The sequence below is a fragment of the Nocardia cyriacigeorgica genome, assembly GCF_005863245.1.
In the GTDB taxonomy this organism is placed as follows: domain Bacteria; phylum Actinomycetota; class Actinomycetes; order Mycobacteriales; family Mycobacteriaceae; genus Nocardia; species Nocardia cyriacigeorgica_C.
Genome location: NZ_VBUT01000007.1, coordinates 156,519 through 173,224 on the forward strand (window position 1 = coordinate 156,519; position 16,706 = coordinate 173,224).

Sequence of the window (16,706 nt, forward strand, 5' to 3'; positions counted from 1 at the left end):
GTCCGGCAAGGACCGATCGGAATCCGACGGCGCACCACGGCGACGGTGCGGCACATCGAACAGGAGGGCGGCCGGATGTCGGCTAGTGGTGGGAAGAAGGCGATTGTCGCCGCGTTGCTGGCGAACGCGGGCATCGCGGTGGCCAAGTTCGTCGGTGCGGCGATCACCGGATCGGCGTCCATGCTGGCCGAGGGTGTGCACTCGGTGGCCGACACCTCCAACCAGGGCCTGCTGCTGCTCGGTCAGCGCCGCGCCGAGAAAGAGGCCGATGAGCTGCACCAGTTCGGCTATGGGCGCAATCGCTACTTCTACTCCTTCGTCGTCGCGCTGGTGCTGTTCACCCTCGGCTCGGTGTATGCGATCTACGAGGGCATCCACAAGATCCAGCATCCGGAGGACCTGAGTTCACCGCTGGTCGCTGTCGCCATCCTGGTGATCGCGATCGGCCTGGAGACCTACAGTTTCACCACCGCCGTGCGCGAATCGCGTCCGCTCAAGGGACAGGCCAGCTGGTGGCGCTTCATCCGCAACTCGCGCAGCCCGGAGCTGCCGGTGGTGCTGCTCGAGGACACCGGCGCACTGGTCGGCCTGGTCTTCGCCCTCGCGGGCGTCGGCCTGACCATGATCACCGACAACGCGATCTTCGACGGCATCGGCACCCTGGCCATCGGCGGGCTGCTCGGCGTGATCGCCATCGTGCTGATCATCGAGATGCAGAGCCTGCTCATCGGTGAGGGCGCCACCCCCGAGGAGGACCGGGCCATCCGCGCCAACCTGGTCGACGGGGAGCGCATCGACCGCATCATCCACCTCAAGACCCAGTACATGGGCCCGGAGGAGCTGCTGGTGGCCGCGAAGGTCGCCATCACCCCCGGCCTCGACATCGGCGCCATCGCGACCGCGATCGACGATGCGGAGGCGCGAGTGCGGGCCGCCGTGCCGTCCGCACGGGTGATCTATCTGGAGCCCGACCTGTACCGGACGCAGCCGGCCTGACCGATCCCAGAGATGAGCGCCCCTCCACCGCAGCCGCCGTGGAGGGGCGCTGTCGGTAGCGCTCAGCCGATGTGGAAGCTGACCGGCGCGGCCTGAGTATTCGCGTATGGCAGTAGCGAGGTCGGCCGCAGCGTCGGCTCGAAACGCGCGGGTACCGCGGTCCACTGCGTTGCGCCCGGGGCCGGGCCGGTGTCCAGGCGGGCCACCCGCGTGCGGGCCAGCGAATCGGCGCCGACGGTGTCGGAGGTCGAGGTCTCGGCCGACAACCAGGTGCCCTCGCGGGTGAATTCGATCCAGGGGTTCGCGATGGCGATCTCGCCGAGATGGAAGCGGGTCGCGGCGACGACGGTGCCACGGTAGCGCAGCGTGCCGTAACCGGCCGCGTCGAGATCGGCGGAGTCGAAGGTGAATCCGAGGCTGCCGTCGTCGTGGACGCCTGCGCCGCCGGAACCGGCCAGGGTGCCCTGGAGGGTATCGGTGACGGTGGATTCGAAGTCCGGGGCGAAGGCCCAGCGCAGATCCCGCGGAGGCGGTGCGGGGGCGTTCGGGCCGGGCGCCGGATCGAACACCACCGGTGCGGCCAGCTCCTGGGCCGGGTTGACCGCCTCGGCCGCGCCGTAGGTGTAGACGCCGAAGCGCGCGCCGGCGGGGATCTGCTCGGGCAGCGCCACCCGCAGGGTCGCGGTGAACTCGCCGTCGGGCTCGAGTTCGACCCACTGGTGGCGGATGGTGCGCTGGAAATCGAGCGGTGCGCTTGGCACCCGGTCCAGCGCCGATCTCGACAGCACCCACTGCACCGCCGACCGTTGCGCGGCGCGCGCACTGGTCGGCGCGCCTTCGGAGGGCCGCCACTGCGGGGCGAAGGCGCCGAAGGTGACGAAGGTGCCGTGCGGTACTCCGGGCGGGACCGGTACCGGCAGACCGGAGGTGTTGGCCTCCGGATCGAAACCGCGGCCCTTGACGACGATGGTGTCACCGACGTGGACGGCCGTATCGGCCAGCGGAGTCCGGCCGTCGGCGGTGAACAGCTCGATCGCGGGCGCGGGCTGGGCGGTGGCGGTGGGCGCGACGCCGACGACAGCCCCGGTGCCCGCGACCGCGGCGACGGCGACGACCGCCAGCAGTGTTGTTCTCACACCTGCGAATCTATGACGTGAGGGATCGGTCGTCGTAGGGGCGTTCGGCCCCTACCGGCGTGACCTCCGCCATGGTCACCGAACGCTTCGGACGGACGGCGTCAGGCGCCCCCTGCCGTCGAGCGCAGCAACTCCAGCGGATCGCGGCGTACACCGAAGCGCGAACGCAGTACGTGCTGGGCGGCGTGCAGGCCGGACATGCCGTGCACTCCGGGACCGGGCGGGGTCGACGACGAGCACAGGTACACGCCGGGCAGCGGAGTGGCGTACGGGTTCCAGCGCGCCAGCGGGCGGAAGGCGGTCTGGCGCAGGTTCATCGCGCCGGCGGAGATATCGCCGCCGACATAGTTGGCGTTGTGCGCGGGCATCTGCGCGGCCGTGCGCACATTGGTCGCGAGGATCAGATCGCGGAAGCCGGGGGCGAACCGTTCGACCTGCGCGATCACGGCGTCACTGATATCGCGATCGGACCCGTTGGGAACATGGGCGTAGGTGTAGAAGGTGTGTTTGCCTTCGGGCGCACGGCTCGGGTCCACCACGCCGGGCTGGATGGACAGCACATAGGGCCGCTCGGCGTGTCGCCCGGCGGCGACGGCCCGTTCCGCCGCCATCGCATCCTCGCGGGTGCCGATCAGATGCAAGGTCCCGGCCGACGCGCAGCCCTCGGCCTGCCAGGGCACCGGGCCCGAGAGCGCGAAATCGATCTTGCACGCCGCGCCGCCGTAGCGGAACCGGCCGAGCTTGCGCCGGTAGCGGTCCGGCAGGCGCTCCCCGCCCAGGCGCAGCAGTTCGGTGGGCGCGGTATCGAGGACGATCGCGCGGGCATGTTCGAACTCCGCCAGCGAATCGACCCGATGCCCGGTGATCACCCGCCCGCCCAGCCGCTCGAGCTCGCCGATCAGCGCGTCGACGATGGCTTGGCTGCCGCCGCGCGGGATCACCCAGCCGCCGGCGTGGGCGAGCGTGCCGAGCAACAGTCCCGCCCCGACGGCGGGCAGGGCGCGCGGTTCAGTGATCGCGTGCGCTGCCACACCCGACAGCAGCGCAGGCGCCTGCTCCCCCTCGAACCGGACATTCCACAGCGGCGAGCCCTGTTCGAGCATGCGCAGCCCGAACCGCACGGCGGTCGGCGACAGCGCGGGCACGTGCCGCATATCCGACATGGCCAGATCCACCACCTGCGGCCAGTCCCGCACCAGCGGTTCGAACAGCGAACGCCACGCCCGGCCGTCCTCGCCCAGCCCGTCGACCGTGCGCTCGAGATCGCGCCAGGCGACCCCCGCCCGCCCGCCGGCGAGGGGATGCGCGTAGGACGCCTCCGGCGTCAGCAGCTCCACGCCGTGCTCGGCGAGATCGAACGCTCGGAAGAACGGCGAGGCCAACGCCATCGGATGCGCGCCGGCGCAGGTGTCGTGATGGAAGCCGGGCAGCGTCACCTCGGCGGTCCGGCACCCCCCGCCGGCGGTGTCCTGCGCCTCGTACACCTCGACCGACAGCCCGGCCCGCGCGAGCACCACCGCCGCCGCCAGCCCGTTGGGACCGGACCCCACCACCACGACATCAGCCATCTCCCGATTGTGCCGTGCGTCGCGGGGCGCGCGCTGTCGGCAGGTTCACGTCCTGGTACGAGCGCCGAGGCAATTCCAATCGGCGTGTACAGATTCGGTGTGACCGGCGACACGTCCGGGCGGCGATGATTTCCGAGCCGCCGCAGCCGTCTGTACGAATAGCACGACCATGCGAGAACGATCAGGAGATCCGATGACCAAACCGCACGGCCCCGCGTCCTACTTCCCCTCCATCGAGGCCAAGTACGGCCGCGGCATCGACGAGTGGAAGACCGCGATGGCCGAATCGGGCCGCGCCTCGCACAAGGAGCTGGTCGACTGGCTGAAGACCGAGCACGGCTTCGGGCACGGCCACGCCAACGCCATCACCCAGCATTTCCTGCACCCGGAGAAGTGGGCGTCCTGACTCAGACGTCGGTGGAGAAGCGGATCCCGCCGTCGGGGATCTCCACCCCGGGCCAGACCCGCGCACCACGCAGCAGCTCGCAGCGGGCGCCGACGCTGGCGCCGTCACCGATGACGGCGTCGCGGACCAGCGCCCGCGGGCCGATCCGGGCACCGAAGCCGATGATCGAACGCTCGACGGTCGCCCCGGCCTCCACCCGGGCGCCGTCGAACAACACCGCACCGTCGAGGCGGGCACCGGCACCGACCTCGGCGCCGCGGCCGACCACGGTGCCGCCGATGAGCAGCGCACCCGGCGCCACACCCGCACCCTGATGCACCAGCGATTCACCGCGCTGACCCGGCAGGGCGGGCGAAGGCGCGATGCCGCGCACCAGATCCGCCGAGCCGCGCACGAAATCTTCCGGGGTGCCCATATCCCGCCAGTACGAGGTGTCGACATGCCCCTGCACCCTGGCACCCTCGGTCAGCAGCGCCGGGAACACCTCACGCTCCACCGACACCGGACGCCCGGACGGGATCTTCTCGATGTACTCGCGCCGGAACACGTAGCAACCGGCATTGATCTGGTCGGTCGGCGGATCCTGGGTCTTCTCCAGGAACGCGGTGACCCGGCCGTTCTCGTCGGTCGGCACGCAACCGAAGGCCCGCGGATCGCTCACCCGCACCAGATGCAGCGTGACGTCGGCCTTGGTGGACTCGTGCGTGTCGAGGATCGCGCCGAGATCGGTGCCGCCGAGGACGTCGCCGTTGAACACCATGACGTTGTCCGCGCGCAGCTTGGGCAGCACATTGCGGATGCCGCCGCCGGTGCCCAGCGGCTCGGTCTCGGTGACGTATTCGATCTCGAGGCCGAGGTCGGCGCCGTCACCGAAGTGTTCCTCGAAGACTTCGGCCTTGAACGAGGTGCCCAGCACCACGTGGGTGATGCCCGCTTCGGCGATCCGGGCCAGCAGGTGGGTCAGGAACGGCAGACCCGCGGTGGGCAGCATCGGCTTGGGTGCCGACAGGGTCAGCGGACGCAGCCGCGTCCCCTGACCGCCGACCAGAATCACGGCGTCGGTGCCTGAATGTCCTGACATCGAGGGTCCTCTGTTCACAGTGGATCGTCCGCGAGCGGTGCACTCACGAAGCTTCGTCGCGCGCCTTCGCGCGCAGCGCAGATCGAACCGCAATCCGGGAGCGAACCGCAAGTCCGACCCGCAGCGCCAGCCGCAACGGGGCCTGCCACCAGTGCGGATGCCGGTCGGCCTGGAAGCGGTAGGCGCTGGCGTGGTGGGCGGGCAGCATCAGCTCGGGATGCCTGCCCGCGGCGTGCCCCTTGGCGTGGGTGACCTCGGCGGTGGGCACGAAGACGTTGTGCCAGCCCGCGCGGCCCATCCGGTCGCCGAAGTCGACGTCCTCCATGTACATGAAGTAGCGCGAATCGAAGCCGTCGATGGCGTCGAACGCGGCGCGGCGCACCAGCAGGCACGACCCGGACAGCCAGCCGACGCTGCGTTCGGAGATCTGCTCGTTCTCCTGCCGGTAGCGCACGGTCCAGGGGTTGGACTTCCAGATGGAACCGAGAATGGCGTGACCGGCGCCGTCGAGCAGGCCCGGCACCGAACGCGCGGACGGGTAGATGCTGCCGTCCGGTTCCCGCACCATCGGGCCGAGCGCACCGGCACGCGGCCAGCGCTGCGCGGCGGCCAGCAGCTCATCGATGGCGTCGTTGCCCCAGCGGATGTCCGGATTGGAGATGACGATGAATTCGATCGACGGGTCCAGTTCGGCGACGGCCCGGTTGATGGCGCCGCCGTAACCGATATTGCCTCCGGTGCGTAGCAGCCGCACATGCGAATTGGCCTCGGCCACCATTTCCGGCACACCGTCGACCGACCCGTTGTCGGCCAGGATCACCTGCGGCTTTTCCGCGGTAGCGGTGGCCAGCGTGCTGATGAAGTGCTCGAGGTGCTCGCCGGGCGAGTAGGTGACCGTGACGACGGCCAGGCTCGGCTGACCCGTGGAATCGGAGGGGCTCACAGCGGTCCAGCGTAACTGGAGCGGCGGCGCAGCGCGTCGTCGAGCGCCGAGCGCCAATCCCGCAGCGGCGTCAGGCCGGCATCGGCCCAGGACGCGCCCGACAGCACCGAATACGCCGGGCGCCGAGCGGGTCTGGGGAATTTCGAGGAATCGCAGGGCCGCACCCGCTGCGGATCGGCGCCGACCCCGGCGAAGACCGCCTGGGCCAGATCGAACCGGCTCGCGGTACCGGCATTGGTGGCGTGCAGCAGCCGCGGAGCCTGCGGTGTGCGCGCCAGTTCCAGCAGGCCGAGCGCCAGATCGCCGCCGTAGGTGGGGCAGCTGAGCTGGTCGTCGACTACGTCGATGGTGTCGCGTTCGCGTTCCAGCTTCAGCATCGTCGCCACGAAGTCGGCGCCCGCCGCGCGGAACACCCAGGACGTGCGGACCACGTGCGCCTGCGCGGCAGAGTCCAGTACCGCGTGTTCGCCGGCCAGTTTCGACTGTCCGTAGACCGACACGGGCGCGGTGAGGTCGGTGGTCTCGTAAGGCCGGGTCGCGGTGCCGTCGAAGACGTAGTCGGTGGAGATATGGATCAGCCGCGCGCCCACCTCGGCGCACGCCGCCGCCAGCACCGCGGGGCCCGTCTCGTTGGCCGCGAAGGCCGCGGTCCGCTCGGATTCGGCGGCGTCGACGTCGGTGAAGGCGGCGCAGTTGATGATCACGTCACCTGGGCCGACGATCGCGCGGACGGCGCCGGCGTCGGTGATATCGAGGTCGCGGTGACCGAACGCACGCGCGGCGGGCGCGAACCGCCGCAACTCGTGGCCGAGCAGCCCGCCGGCGCCGGTGACGACCAAGCGCTCGGCCAGGGCGGGGTCGGCGGGCGTTTCCGGCGGTGTAGCGGCGCTCATGCGGTCAGTCTGGCACGCCGTGACACCAGCGGTTCGGCTCCACCACCGTTGCCGTTGGTTAGCCTCGTGATGGGGCTGGGTGTCATGAGCGACGCTGAGTCGAAAGGACTGGAATCGATCGCCGGGTCCGTCGAGCGGACCCGACGGGGTGGAGAGGACTGCAGGTGGCGCAGCGCAGGGCGGCAAGTGGGGGTGGCGCACCGATGTCCCGCACGGAATGGGAACCGGGTTCGTTCGGCCCGATGCGTGCGCTGGTGGCCGTGATCGCTGTGCTGGTGCTGGTGGTCACCGGCCTGGCCTGGCGCAGCGTGGACAGCCTCATCTCCAATATCGAACGCATCTCCGATCTGGGCCTGGGCGGCGGTCGTGACGGCGCGGTCGACATCCTGCTGGTCGGCGTCGATTCGCGCACCGACGCGCACGGCAACCCGCTGACCGACGCCGAGCGCGCCATGCTGCACGCCGGCGACGAGATCGGCACCAACACCGACACCATCGTGCTGGTCCGGGTCCCCAACGACGGCAGCTCCGCGACGGCCATCTCCATCCCCCGCGACTCCTACGTCGACATCCCGGGCCTCGGCAAGGGCAAGATCAACTCCGCCTATGGCATCACCAAGCAGCAGGAACAGCAGGAACTGCTGGACGAGGGCGTCGCCGAGGACGAGGCCGAACGCAAGTCCACCCAGGCGGGCCGTCAGGCGCTGGTCAAGACGGTCGCCGGGCTGACCGGCATCACCGTCGACCATTACGCCGAGGTGAGCCTGCTCGGGTTCGTGCTGCTCACCGACGCCGTCGGCGGAGTGGACGTCTGCCTGAACAATCCGGTCGACGAATGGATGTCGGGCGCCTCGTTCCCGGCGGGCAGACAGCGCCTCGACGGCCCGCGCGCGCTGAGTTTCGTCCGTCAGCGACACGACCTGCCGCGCGGCGACCTGGACCGTATCGTGCGCCAGCAGGTGTTCATGGCCCAGCTGGTGCAGCAGGTGCTCAGCAAGGACACCTTGAGCAATCCCGGCAGGCTCAGCGAGTTGAGTGAGGCCGTCGGCCGCACGATCGTGCTCGACGAGGACTGGGATGTGCTGGCATTTCTGCAACAACTCCAGGACCTGACCGGCGGCAAGGTCACCTTCGAGACCATCCCGGTGGCCGACCTCAACGGCACCTCCCCCGACGGCGAATCGGTGGTGCGGGTGGAGCCGAAAGCGGTCAAGTCGTATGTGGCCTCGCTGGTCGGCGAGGAGAGTGAGGAACCCGAGACGCCCGCCGTCACACCGTCGTCGGTCACGGTCAACGTGTTCAACGCGAGCCTGGTCGGCGGTCTGGCCGGTCAGGTATCTCAGGCCTTGAGCGCCAAGGGCTTCCAGCAGGGCGAGGTGGACAATTACTCCGGCGACCCCGTCACCAGCAGCCGGGTGCTCGCGGCCTCGACCTCGGACCCGAAGGCCAAAGCGGTGGCCGAGGCGCTGGGCGGCCTGACGGTGCTCGCCGACGAGACGGTTGCACCGGATACGGTGAGCGTGGTGCTGGCGAGCGACTATTCTGGTCCCGGGTCGGAGGCGGGCAGCATGTTCGACTTCGACACTCCGTCGACCTCCGCCACCCCCGTACCGCCCGCTCCGCCGATCGATGCAGGCAAGAACGGACCGACATGCGTGAATTAGCCACCGCGCAGCCAACAGCCAGTGAGCGTGAACCAGCCGATGCGTGATCTCGAGCAAGCACTGACCCTCACCGAGGCGGTGCTCGACCCGATCCTCGCGCGCGAACCCGCGGGTCCGCGCGTCACCTACTACGACGATGCCACCGGGGCCAGGATCGAACTGTCCGGGCTCACGCTGGCCAACTGGGCGGCCAAGACCGCCAACCTGGTGCGCGACGAATTCGGGCTCACCCCCGGCGCGCGGGTGGCGGTGCTGCTGCCCGCGCACTGGCAGACCGCGGCGGTGCTGCTCGGCTGCTGGTGGGCGGGCACCGAGGTGGTGTTGCATCCGGACCCGGACGCCGACCTGGCCCTGTCCACCGTCGACCGGCTCGACGACACCGACGGCGCGGGCGAGGTCGCGGTGCTGTCGCTGGATCCGATGGGTGCGCCGGTGCGCGATCTGCCGATCGGCGTCACCGATTTCGCCACCTCGGTCCGCGTGCACGGCGACCAGTTCCTGCCCGGGGGCATCGGCGTGGCGCTGGACGGGATGTCGGTGTCGGAGGTACTCGCCGAGGCGCGCACTTCGGCGCTGCGGCAAGGCTTCTCCGAGGGCGATCGGGTGCTGTCGAGCACCCCGTGGGATACCCCCGCCGAGCTCATCGACGGTTTCGTCGCGGTTCTCGCCGCCGGGGCCTCGCTGGTCCAGGTCGTCAATCCGGACCCGGCGCTGCGTGAGCGGCGCGTGGAGACCGAACGGGTGACCGCGCTGCGCGGCTGAGACCGGCCCCGGCTCCTACCGTGGTATAGGTCGATTGTCCGACTCTGGGACGTTCCCGCCGCTGCGCCGGTTCCGTACCGTGGTGATATCGCACACACACATCAGACGATGGGGTCGGGTGAGAGATGAAGCCGCAGTATTTGTTCCGGTGGTTGTCGGTGCACGGTGCGCCACGCGCGATCCTGCGGACGCAGGCGCGCCGCGGCGATGCGTTCGCGCAGTTGATGGGCGGGCCCGTCGGGGTGGACGATCCCTATCCGCTGATCGAACAGTTACGCGGTGCGGGCGGGCTACAGCGCGCCGCGCTGTCGTGGGTCACCTTCGACCACGGGCTGAGCCGAGCCATCCTGCGTGACAATCGGTTCGGCGTGCGCGCACCCGAGAGCTTCGTTCCCGGACCCCTACAGCGGTTGGCCAAGCATTTCCCGATCCCACCCAATCCGGTGGAGCCGCCGTCGATGCTGGTGATCGACCCGCCCGAGCACACGAGGATGCGTAAACCGGTGTCCTCGGCGTTCACCCCGCGCGCCATCGGCAAGCTGCGCGATCGGGTCGAGAGCGTCACCACCGAGCTGCTCGACGCCCTGCCCGCGCACGGCTCCGCCGATCTGGTGCAGGCCTATGCCGCGCAGGTGCCGATCGCGATCATCTCCGAAATGCTCGGCTTCCCGGACGCGGACCGAGAGATGTTCCTGCGCTGGGGCGACCGGATGACGCCACTGCTGGACCTGGGGATCTCCTGGCGGGCCCACCAGAACGCCATGGACGCCACCCACTTCATGAACCACTATCTGATCGAGCACATCGAGCGCCTGCGCCGAAACCCGGGCGATGACATCCTCAGCTCCCTCGTCACCGCCGGCGAATTGAACACCGAGGAACTGATCGCGACCGCGAGCCTGCTCATGGGCGCGGGCTTCGAAACCACGGTCAACCTGATCAGCAACGGCGTCGGCCAACTGCTCGCCCACCCGGAACAACTCGCCCGGCTCCGCGAGGAACCCGAGCTGTGGCCGAACGCGGTGGAGGAAGTGCTGCGCTTCGATCCGCCCGTGCAGACCACGGCGCGCACCGCCATCGCGGACCTCGAATTCGAGGGCGTGCCGCTGCGAGCCGGCGCAACGATCGTGCTGTCGCTGGCAGGCGCCAACCGTGATCCAGCGGTCTTCGAGGATCCGGCCCGCTTCGACATCGCCCGGGCCAACGCCAAGGACCATCTCACCTTCAGCAGCGGCATCCACGTCTGTCTGGGCGCCAGCCTGGCCCGGATGGAAGGCACCTACGCCCTGCGCGCGCTGTTCGAGCGTTTCCCCGAGCTTCGACTGGAAGGCCCGCCGCGCCGCAGGCAGCTGTTCACGCTGCACGGATACGAGCAGATGCCGGTGAATCTGGGCCCGCGGGCGCGCAGCCCACAGCACACCGGCGTCTGAGCAGCCGGTGCCCGGGCGGGCCGGGGTGGGGATGGCCCGCCTGGGCACCGCTCAGGCGAAGCCGACCGCCTGCTCGCCCCAGGCGGTGTGCAGGTCGTGGTCAGGGTCGTCGACGACGCGGTCGACGGCGTCGATGAGCAGGGTGGTGCGGGTCTGCTCGTGATAAGGCGGCCAATGCTTGGACCCGTCGAGCGCGGCGGGCACGCCATGGTGGGCGAAGGCCAGCCAGCGCCGCATCATTCGTCCGGAGACCTCGGAGGCCACCTTGCGGCCGCCGAGCCAGAACGTCGGATCGTGGTTGAAGGTGCCGAAATTACCGAAGACATAGGGCAATTCGGTGGCATGCCCGGCCCCGACCCGCGCTGCCTTCAACATCGGAGTGGCATGGTCGAACCGGTACATCCAGGTGCGCGAATGCCGGGAATGGGTATCGGCCACCCAGTGCGCGGGCATCCGGAACGCGGCATCGGTGGACATGGCCAGCGCGCCGCGCGGCTTGGCCAGATCGGGGTAGGCGGAGGTGATCTCGGCGATGCGTTCGTGCGACATCCCCGGGTGACTTTCCTGCACCCCGTTGAGCATGGCGTTCACCGCTTCCGGGGTGACCGGCATGATCGGCGAGCGGAACAGCCGGAACAGCGACGCCTCGTCCTTGTTGGTGCCGATGATCAGCGGCACCCGGTGCGAAAGCCCGTCGCGGAAACGGTCGGTCGGATACCCTGGCAGCAGATCGCCGTCGACCACCGGGGCCGCGGCCAAGGTCCCGGGGGCCTGGATCGGCACCTCATCGATCAAGATCGCGGCCGCGTCGATGATCCGGTCGATCGGACATTCCAGCAGTTCGCCGGCGCGCTCGCGGGGCAGGTCGATCAGCTCCAGGAACCGCTCGGCAACACCGGCGGCGCGTTCCCGGCCGAAAACCGTTGTCGCGGGCGGACTCTGCGCGATCGCGCGATGGAACAGCCCGGCCGCGCGGGGCGCGGTGAGCAGCGCGGTCACGCAACCGCCGCCCGAGGATTCACCGAACAGGGTGACGTTGTCCGGGTCGCCGCCGAACGCGGCGATATTGCGCTGCACCCACTCCAGCGCGAACAGCTGATCGTGCAGGCCGAGATTGGGCACGAAATCCGGCGACAGCGACGACAGATCCAGGAAGCCGAGTGCCCCGATGCGGTAGTTGACGGTCACCACCACCACATCGCCGGTCTCGACCAGTTTGCGACCGTCGTAGATGCCCTGCGCCGCGGTGCCAAGGCAGTACGCGCCACCGTGCAACCACACCATGACCGGGTGCGGGCCGTCATCGGTGCCCGCCGGAGCGAAGACATTGAGCCACAGACAGTCCTCCCCCATCCGCAGGCCCTTGTCGATGGGAACGGTGTTGTCCATGTTCTGCGGCGCGATCTCACCGGGCTCGACGGTGTCGCGGACGCCGTCCCATGTCTGCGGTGGACGGGGCAGGGAGAACCGGTGCGGGCCTGCGGGTGCGGCGGCGTAGGGAACACCGCGCCAGACGAGCACACCGCCGTCGCGCACACCGCGCACCCGGCCGTATTCGGTCTCGGCCACCGGCCCGGACTCGTCCTGGGCGGCCGTCGCTCGCATCAACTCAGTGCTCATCGCGGACCCTCCTCATACCTCTGTCTATCGAGGGTACGACGGTGTTCATGACACCCGTGGTGACCGAAGCGAACCATGTGACGGCGCGTCGCGCCCGGCGCGTCGGCGGTGCAGCTCAGCGGGCTATTCCGCGGCGAATGTCTGCTGGGTCACCTGCTCGCTACACTCGGCCCATGCCGAGTTACAACTTTCGGTGTCGCAGTTGCGGTGACACGTTCGAGGTGAACCGTCCGATGGCCGAGGCGTCTGCGCCCGCCGCCTGCCCGAACGGGCACGACGACACCGTCAAACTGCTCACCACCTTCGCAACCGTCGGCCGGGCCGCCGCACCCGCGCCCGTCGCCGCCCCGCGCCCCGCCGGTGGGTGCTGTGGAGGCGGCTGCTGCGGCTGAGGCCGCGCACCTTCAGTCGCGGCGGTCGACGTGTCCGAGGTCGCGGTCCGGGGCCACCCGGTCACGCACCCGCTGCTTGAGCACCGCGATATCGGGGAAACCGCCGTCGGCCTTGCGTTCCCAGATCTGCTCGCCGTCGACGGTGATCCGGAAGACGCCGCCGGTCCCCGGGATCAGGGCGACCTCGCCGAGTTCGGTGGCGAAGGTACTCAGCAGTTCCTGCGCCATCCAGCTCGCGCGCAGCAGCCAGCGGCACTGGGTGCAGTACTCAATCGCGACACGTGGCATGCGGCGAACACTACCGGGGCCGGCGGCTACCGGGCGATCAGGCGCTGACGTCGCCGTCGAGGTAGACCCAGTGTCCGTCCTCGCGCACGAAGCGGCTGACCTCGTGCAGGGCACCGCGGCCGCCGGCGCCGTCGCGGTAGTGCGCGGTGAACTCGACCGTGCCGGTGTCGTCGAAGGGGCCGCCACGATCGGTGCGCTGGATCTCGAGGAACAGCCAGCGCTGGTCCGGGTCGAGTTCGAGGATGGCCGGGCGGGTGCGCCGATGCCAGGTCCGGCGCAGATAGTCGATGTCACCGACAGCGAAGGCGGTGTAGCGCGAGCGCATCAGCGCCTCGGCGGTCGGCGCCTCGCGCTCACCGGCCAGTATCGGCCCGCAGCAGCTGCCGAAGGGTTCACCGCGCCGGCACGGACATGGCTGCGTCTGATCCATGACATCGATCATGCTCACCCGCCGCCATCCGCGCCCGACCGGGGAACCGGCTGCCGCCCGGCGGACAGTCCCGTGCTCATCCGATCGCGGCGAGTTCGTCGGCGATGCGCGCGGTCTCCTCACGCCAGCGCCGCAGCTCGATGACGGCAGGCGCGAGTTCGTAGTCGTGATGGTGGGCCGCATGCGACAGCGCCGACCACAGTGTCGCGATCCGCGCGGCGGTGAACGGGCCGGCAAAGGTGCGCAGGGCCAGTAATTGGGCGCGCATGGGGCAGCGCATCAACTCCGGCGCCACCCGCATCCACAGCTCGTCGACGACCTGTTCCAGTGCGATCCGCAGAATCCACGCCGTCGCCCGCGACCACAGCCCACCCGCGTCGGTGACGGTGCCGTCGAGCAGCCCGTCGACGGCGGCCAGCCGCTCGGCGACGCTCGGACGGTCCACGCCTGCGGGGAACTCGTCGCGGGGCGGACCGTGCGGGCGGGGCCGCTGCGATCGCCCGCCTTTGCCACGCGTCCCACGACGACGCCGGCGCCGGGCGGGAGCGCCGTCCTCGCTCATCGCGCCAGCCAGTCGACGAGCTTTTCGGTATCGGCGATCAGCTCCTGCATGCTGCGCCCGATCGGCACATGCGCGCCCGCGGTGGCGTCGCGGAGTGCCGCGACGGCCCATTTTCCTTCGCGGGCAAGGTGTTTGCCCAGGTCTTCGATGCGTCCCGACGGGCCGAGGACCGCGAGCGCCACCATGGCCCTGGTCGACTGTGCGGTATCGATGAGCCGCTGCACCTCACGGTGGTCGACGCCGTCGGCGAGCAGCTTGCGCCGTGCCCGGGCCAGGCTCGCCGCTTCCAGCGCCGACCGGCAGCAGGTGGCGACGAGTTCGTCGGCGATCGCGGGCGGCAGCTGCGGGGTGCGGGTGAGCGCGCGGGCGTCGTCGAGATAGCGCAGCACCGGATCGCCGGACACCCGCACCTCGACCCGGGAACGCTCGCGCCGCTGCACCTCGAGCACCCTGGCATCGATCTGCATCCGCCGCACCGCTTCGGCCAGCCGCTCGTCATGGGTGAACACCACCACCTGCCGGGTCCAGGCCACCGTCGCCAGCACCCGGGCCAGCCCGTCGACCTTGGCCGGGTCCATTGCCTGCACCGGATCGTCGATCATGACGAAACGGAACGGGCTGTCCTCCACGGTCGCGCGGGGCAGGAACAGCGACAGCCCCAAGGCGTGCAGCTCGCCCTGGCTCATCACCCCGAGCGCGGCGCCGTCCACGTCGTCGACGGTGACATCGAGCAGGACCCGCCGCGCGGTGTTCACATTGCCTTGCAGCCGGATGCCGCCCAGTTCGACGTTGCTCTGCTGGCGCAGGCTGTGCCACACCCAGCGCGCCGTCGTCTCCAGCGGCGCCATCCGTTCCCCGCGCAGGCCGGCGGTGGCCGCCTTGAGCCACTCTTCGGCCTTGCGCACCGTGCGCAGCTCGTCCGCGTGCGCGGCCACCGCGCGGGCGCCGTCGAGCCAGGCGGCGATGCGCGGGGTCAGCGGCGCCCAGACCTCGTCGAGCCGGTCGAGTTCCTTGCGGGTGCCCTGCTGCAGGAAGTCGAGCTCGTCGACCAGGCGCGCGTGCGCGGCCAGCAACCGGCCGGGCAGCTCCGGGGTGTATTCGGCATTGGTGAGCGCCGCCCATTCCGACCAGGCCCGCCGGGCCGCCGCCGTATCGACGGTGGGTGGGTTGCGCGGATCGAAGGCCAGTTCCGCCGGTATCTGCTCCGGCAGCGATCGGGCCGCCCGCAACGCCTCGCTCAGTTCGCTGCGGGCGCCGGCCAGCGCGGCGACGCGCTCGCTCAGCTGGGCGATGGAGGCCTCGGCGGCCTGGGACCACTGCTGGTCGAGACTGCCCTGTCCGCACACCGGACACGGGCACGCACCGGTGCGCGCGGCGTGCTCACGGGCGCGGGTGAGCAGGTCGAGGATGCGCAGATCGGCCTCGGCGTCGGCCGTGGAGTCGCGGTCGAGCGCGGTGCCGCATTCGGCCAGCCGGGCGGCGACCTCGGCGACCTCGGCCTCCGACGGCAACCGCAGTCGCACGATGGCGCGCAGGCCCTCGGGTTCGCCACCCGGATCGGTGCCGAACAGTTCGGCTTCCACCGCTGCCAGATCCGGCGCGGGTGGGCGCAGCAATTCGGTCATCCGGATGGCGCGGTCGTCGGCCACGGCGGCCAGGTCGGCGAGCAGTTCGAGACGTTCCTGGCGGGAGTCGCGGGCGGCACGTTCGAGCTCGAGACGCCGCATCCGGATGGTCTCCTGCGCGACGGTGAGTTCATCGAGACCGAGCAGTTGATGCAGCGCGTCGAACAATTCGCTCGGTTTGCCGTCGACCAGCGCACCCAGCTCGCTGTAGGACAGGAACGGGCGATACAGCTCGAGCGGCACCGACCAGCGGCGCGCCGGGAACGGCGCCCGGCCCGCGGCCGTGCGCTGGGTCCACTGCGCCTCCGACAGCGCGGCGCCCGGTGCCCATTCCTTGACAACGGTGAGTTCGGGCTGCTCGCCACCGGCGAGCAATTCCAGTTCGATACGCGTGGATTCGGGTTCGTGCAGATTGCGCCAGCCCTCGCGCCAGGCCGCCGACCGGCCGTCCCAACGCCGGTTGCCGCCGGTCAGCGCCAGTTCCGCGGCCTCGGCGAAACTGGATTTGCCGCTGCCGTTGCGGCCGACCACCAAGGTCAGGCCGGGACCTGGCGCCAGCTCCAGGGTGGTCTCGGCGCCGATCCCACGGAACCCGCGCACTCGGATCGCGCGCAGGAAAATGCCCGTGGCGCCGAATTCCGCTGTGGATTCGCTCGATTCGAGATCGCCGAGAGCCGTCAGCACGGTGTGCGCGATATCCGCGGTGACCGCGGGATCGGATTCGAGCCGCCGCATGACCAGCTCGGCCAGCTGGGGCGCGTGCCGACTCCCCGTGCCGGTCTCGGAATTCGTGCGCATACACCACCCCCTGCACCACCGAACCGCGGCGCATCCTCCACCCCGCGCGCGGTCGCACTGTACGAAAGCTGTCCGAAACGCTACCCGATAGCCGGGCGCAGGCACAGACGTA

16 protein-coding genes are annotated in these 16,706 nt (G+C 70.2%); 6 read left to right on the forward strand and 10 right to left on the reverse strand.

What is annotated here, in order from left to right; translation table 11 throughout:
* Positions 1-75 precede the first annotated feature (75 nt).
* Complete coding sequence (locus FEK34_RS19065; RefSeq protein ID WP_138449417.1) at positions 76-996, forward strand: cation diffusion facilitator family transporter; 921 nt, start codon at positions 76-78, stop codon at positions 994-996.
* Positions 997-1,058: 62 nt separating this feature from the next.
* Here the strand turns inward: FEK34_RS19065 and FEK34_RS19070 are convergent, their stop codons facing one another.
* Together FEK34_RS19070 and FEK34_RS19075 are read right to left on the reverse strand one after the other, a co-directional pair.
* A complete protein-coding gene (locus tag FEK34_RS19070) occupies positions 1,059-2,132 on the reverse strand; it encodes an HtaA domain-containing protein (RefSeq protein WP_138449419.1) in 1,074 nt (357 codons plus the stop codon).
* 101 nt (positions 2,133-2,233) lie between these two features.
* Complete coding sequence (locus tag FEK34_RS19075; RefSeq protein WP_138449422.1) at positions 2,234-3,700, reverse strand: phytoene desaturase family protein; 1,467 nt, start codon at positions 3,698-3,700, stop codon at positions 2,234-2,236.
* 193 nt (positions 3,701-3,893) lie between these two features.
* Between FEK34_RS19075 and FEK34_RS19080 the strand changes: the two genes are divergently transcribed.
* Positions 3,894-4,106, forward strand: coding sequence for a DUF4287 domain-containing protein (locus tag FEK34_RS19080; protein WP_138449423.1), 213 nt, complete (start codon positions 3,894-3,896; stop codon positions 4,104-4,106).
* Between the two features lies 1 nt (position 4,107).
* Here FEK34_RS19080 and FEK34_RS19085 read toward each other — a convergent pair whose 3' ends face one another.
* From FEK34_RS19085 to rfbD, 3 genes are read right to left on the reverse strand one after another with little or no spacing between them, the layout of a single operon-like run.
* Positions 4,108-5,187: a sugar phosphate nucleotidyltransferase gene (locus tag FEK34_RS19085; RefSeq protein WP_138449425.1), complete on the reverse strand. Its 1,080-nt coding sequence runs from the start codon at positions 5,185-5,187 to the stop codon at positions 4,108-4,110.
* 43 nt (positions 5,188-5,230) lie between these two features.
* Positions 5,231-6,130 (reverse strand): glycosyltransferase family 2 protein, encoded by a 900-nt coding sequence (locus tag FEK34_RS19090; RefSeq protein WP_171048283.1) that lies wholly within the window; start codon positions 6,128-6,130, stop codon positions 5,231-5,233.
* Positions 6,127-7,023 (reverse strand): dTDP-4-dehydrorhamnose reductase, encoded by an 897-nt coding sequence (rfbD, locus tag FEK34_RS19095; protein WP_138449427.1) that lies wholly within the window; start codon positions 7,021-7,023, stop codon positions 6,127-6,129. Before rfbD ends, FEK34_RS19090 begins: the two co-directional genes overlap by 4 nt.
* Positions 7,024-7,226: 203 nt before the next feature.
* Between rfbD and FEK34_RS19100 the strand changes: the two genes are divergently transcribed.
* From FEK34_RS19100 to FEK34_RS19110, 3 genes are all read left to right on the forward strand, one after another.
* A complete protein-coding gene (locus FEK34_RS19100; protein WP_171048284.1) occupies positions 7,227-8,687 on the forward strand; it encodes an LCP family protein in 1,461 nt (486 codons plus the stop codon).
* A gap of 39 nt (positions 8,688-8,726) precedes the next feature.
* Positions 8,727-9,449 carry a TIGR03089 family protein gene (locus FEK34_RS19105; RefSeq protein ID WP_138449868.1) on the forward strand — a complete coding sequence of 241 codons (723 nt, stop codon included), beginning with the start codon at positions 8,727-8,729 and terminating at the stop codon, positions 9,447-9,449.
* Between the two features lie 125 nt (positions 9,450-9,574).
* On the forward strand, positions 9,575-10,879 hold the full coding sequence (locus tag FEK34_RS19110) for a cytochrome P450 (protein WP_138449430.1): 1,305 nt from the start codon (positions 9,575-9,577) through the stop codon (positions 10,877-10,879).
* A 51-nt stretch (positions 10,880-10,930) separates the two neighbouring features.
* Here FEK34_RS19110 and FEK34_RS19115 read toward each other — a convergent pair whose 3' ends face one another.
* Positions 10,931-12,499 (reverse strand): carboxylesterase/lipase family protein, encoded by a 1,569-nt coding sequence (locus FEK34_RS19115; protein WP_432760966.1) that lies wholly within the window; start codon positions 12,497-12,499, stop codon positions 10,931-10,933.
* 173 nt (positions 12,500-12,672) lie between these two features.
* Here FEK34_RS19115 and FEK34_RS19120 point away from each other — a divergent pair, with 173 nt between their 5' ends.
* On the forward strand, positions 12,673-12,891 hold the full coding sequence (locus FEK34_RS19120; RefSeq protein ID WP_104359927.1) for an FmdB family zinc ribbon protein: 219 nt from the start codon (positions 12,673-12,675) through the stop codon (positions 12,889-12,891).
* A 12-nt stretch (positions 12,892-12,903) separates the two neighbouring features.
* Here the strand turns inward: FEK34_RS19120 and FEK34_RS19125 are convergent, their stop codons facing one another.
* From FEK34_RS19125 to FEK34_RS19140, 4 genes are all read right to left on the reverse strand, one after another.
* A complete protein-coding gene (locus FEK34_RS19125) occupies positions 12,904-13,179 on the reverse strand; it encodes a SelT/SelW/SelH family protein (RefSeq protein ID WP_036539236.1) in 276 nt (91 codons plus the stop codon).
* A 37-nt stretch (positions 13,180-13,216) separates the two neighbouring features.
* Entirely contained in the window at positions 13,217-13,609 is a 393-nt protein-coding gene (locus FEK34_RS19130) for a YchJ family protein (protein WP_249359388.1), read from the reverse strand.
* A 76-nt stretch (positions 13,610-13,685) separates the two neighbouring features.
* Positions 13,686-14,054 (reverse strand): hypothetical protein, encoded by a 369-nt coding sequence (locus tag FEK34_RS19135; protein WP_138449432.1) that lies wholly within the window; start codon positions 14,052-14,054, stop codon positions 13,686-13,688.
* Between the two features lie 113 nt (positions 14,055-14,167).
* Entirely contained in the window at positions 14,168-16,594 is a 2,427-nt protein-coding gene (locus FEK34_RS19140; protein WP_138449434.1) for an AAA family ATPase, read from the reverse strand.
* Positions 16,595-16,706: the final 112 nt, after the last annotated feature.

Coding starts and splice junctions, on each gene's coding strand:
- FEK34_RS19065 (WP_138449417.1), top strand. CDS start 76: ATGTCGGCTAGTGGTGGGAAGAAGGCGATTGTCGCCGCGTTGCTGGCG.
- FEK34_RS19075 (WP_138449422.1), bottom strand. CDS start 3,700: ATGGCTGATGTCGTGGTGGTGGGGTCCGGTCCCAACGGGCTGGCGGCG.
- FEK34_RS19080 (WP_138449423.1), top strand. CDS start 3,894: ATGACCAAACCGCACGGCCCCGCGTCCTACTTCCCCTCCATCGAGGCC.
- FEK34_RS19085 (WP_138449425.1), bottom strand. CDS start 5,187: ATGTCAGGACATTCAGGCACCGACGCCGTGATTCTGGTCGGCGGTCAG.
- rfbD (WP_138449427.1), bottom strand. CDS start 7,023: ATGAGCGCCGCTACACCGCCGGAAACGCCCGCCGACCCCGCCCTGGCC.
- FEK34_RS19100 (WP_171048284.1), top strand. CDS start 7,227: ATGTCCCGCACGGAATGGGAACCGGGTTCGTTCGGCCCGATGCGTGCG.
- FEK34_RS19105 (WP_138449868.1), top strand. CDS start 8,727: ATGCGTGATCTCGAGCAAGCACTGACCCTCACCGAGGCGGTGCTCGAC.
- FEK34_RS19110 (WP_138449430.1), top strand. CDS start 9,575: ATGAAGCCGCAGTATTTGTTCCGGTGGTTGTCGGTGCACGGTGCGCCA.
- FEK34_RS19115 (WP_432760966.1), bottom strand. CDS start 12,499: ATGAGCACTGAGTTGATGCGAGCGACGGCCGCCCAGGACGAGTCCGGG.
- FEK34_RS19120 (WP_104359927.1), top strand. CDS start 12,673: ATGCCGAGTTACAACTTTCGGTGTCGCAGTTGCGGTGACACGTTCGAG.
- FEK34_RS19125 (WP_036539236.1), bottom strand. CDS start 13,179: ATGCCACGTGTCGCGATTGAGTACTGCACCCAGTGCCGCTGGCTGCTG.
- FEK34_RS19130 (WP_249359388.1), bottom strand. CDS start 13,609: ATGGATCAGACGCAGCCATGTCCGTGCCGGCGCGGTGAACCCTTCGGC.
- FEK34_RS19140 (WP_138449434.1), bottom strand. CDS start 16,594: ATGCGCACGAATTCCGAGACCGGCACGGGGAGTCGGCACGCGCCCCAG.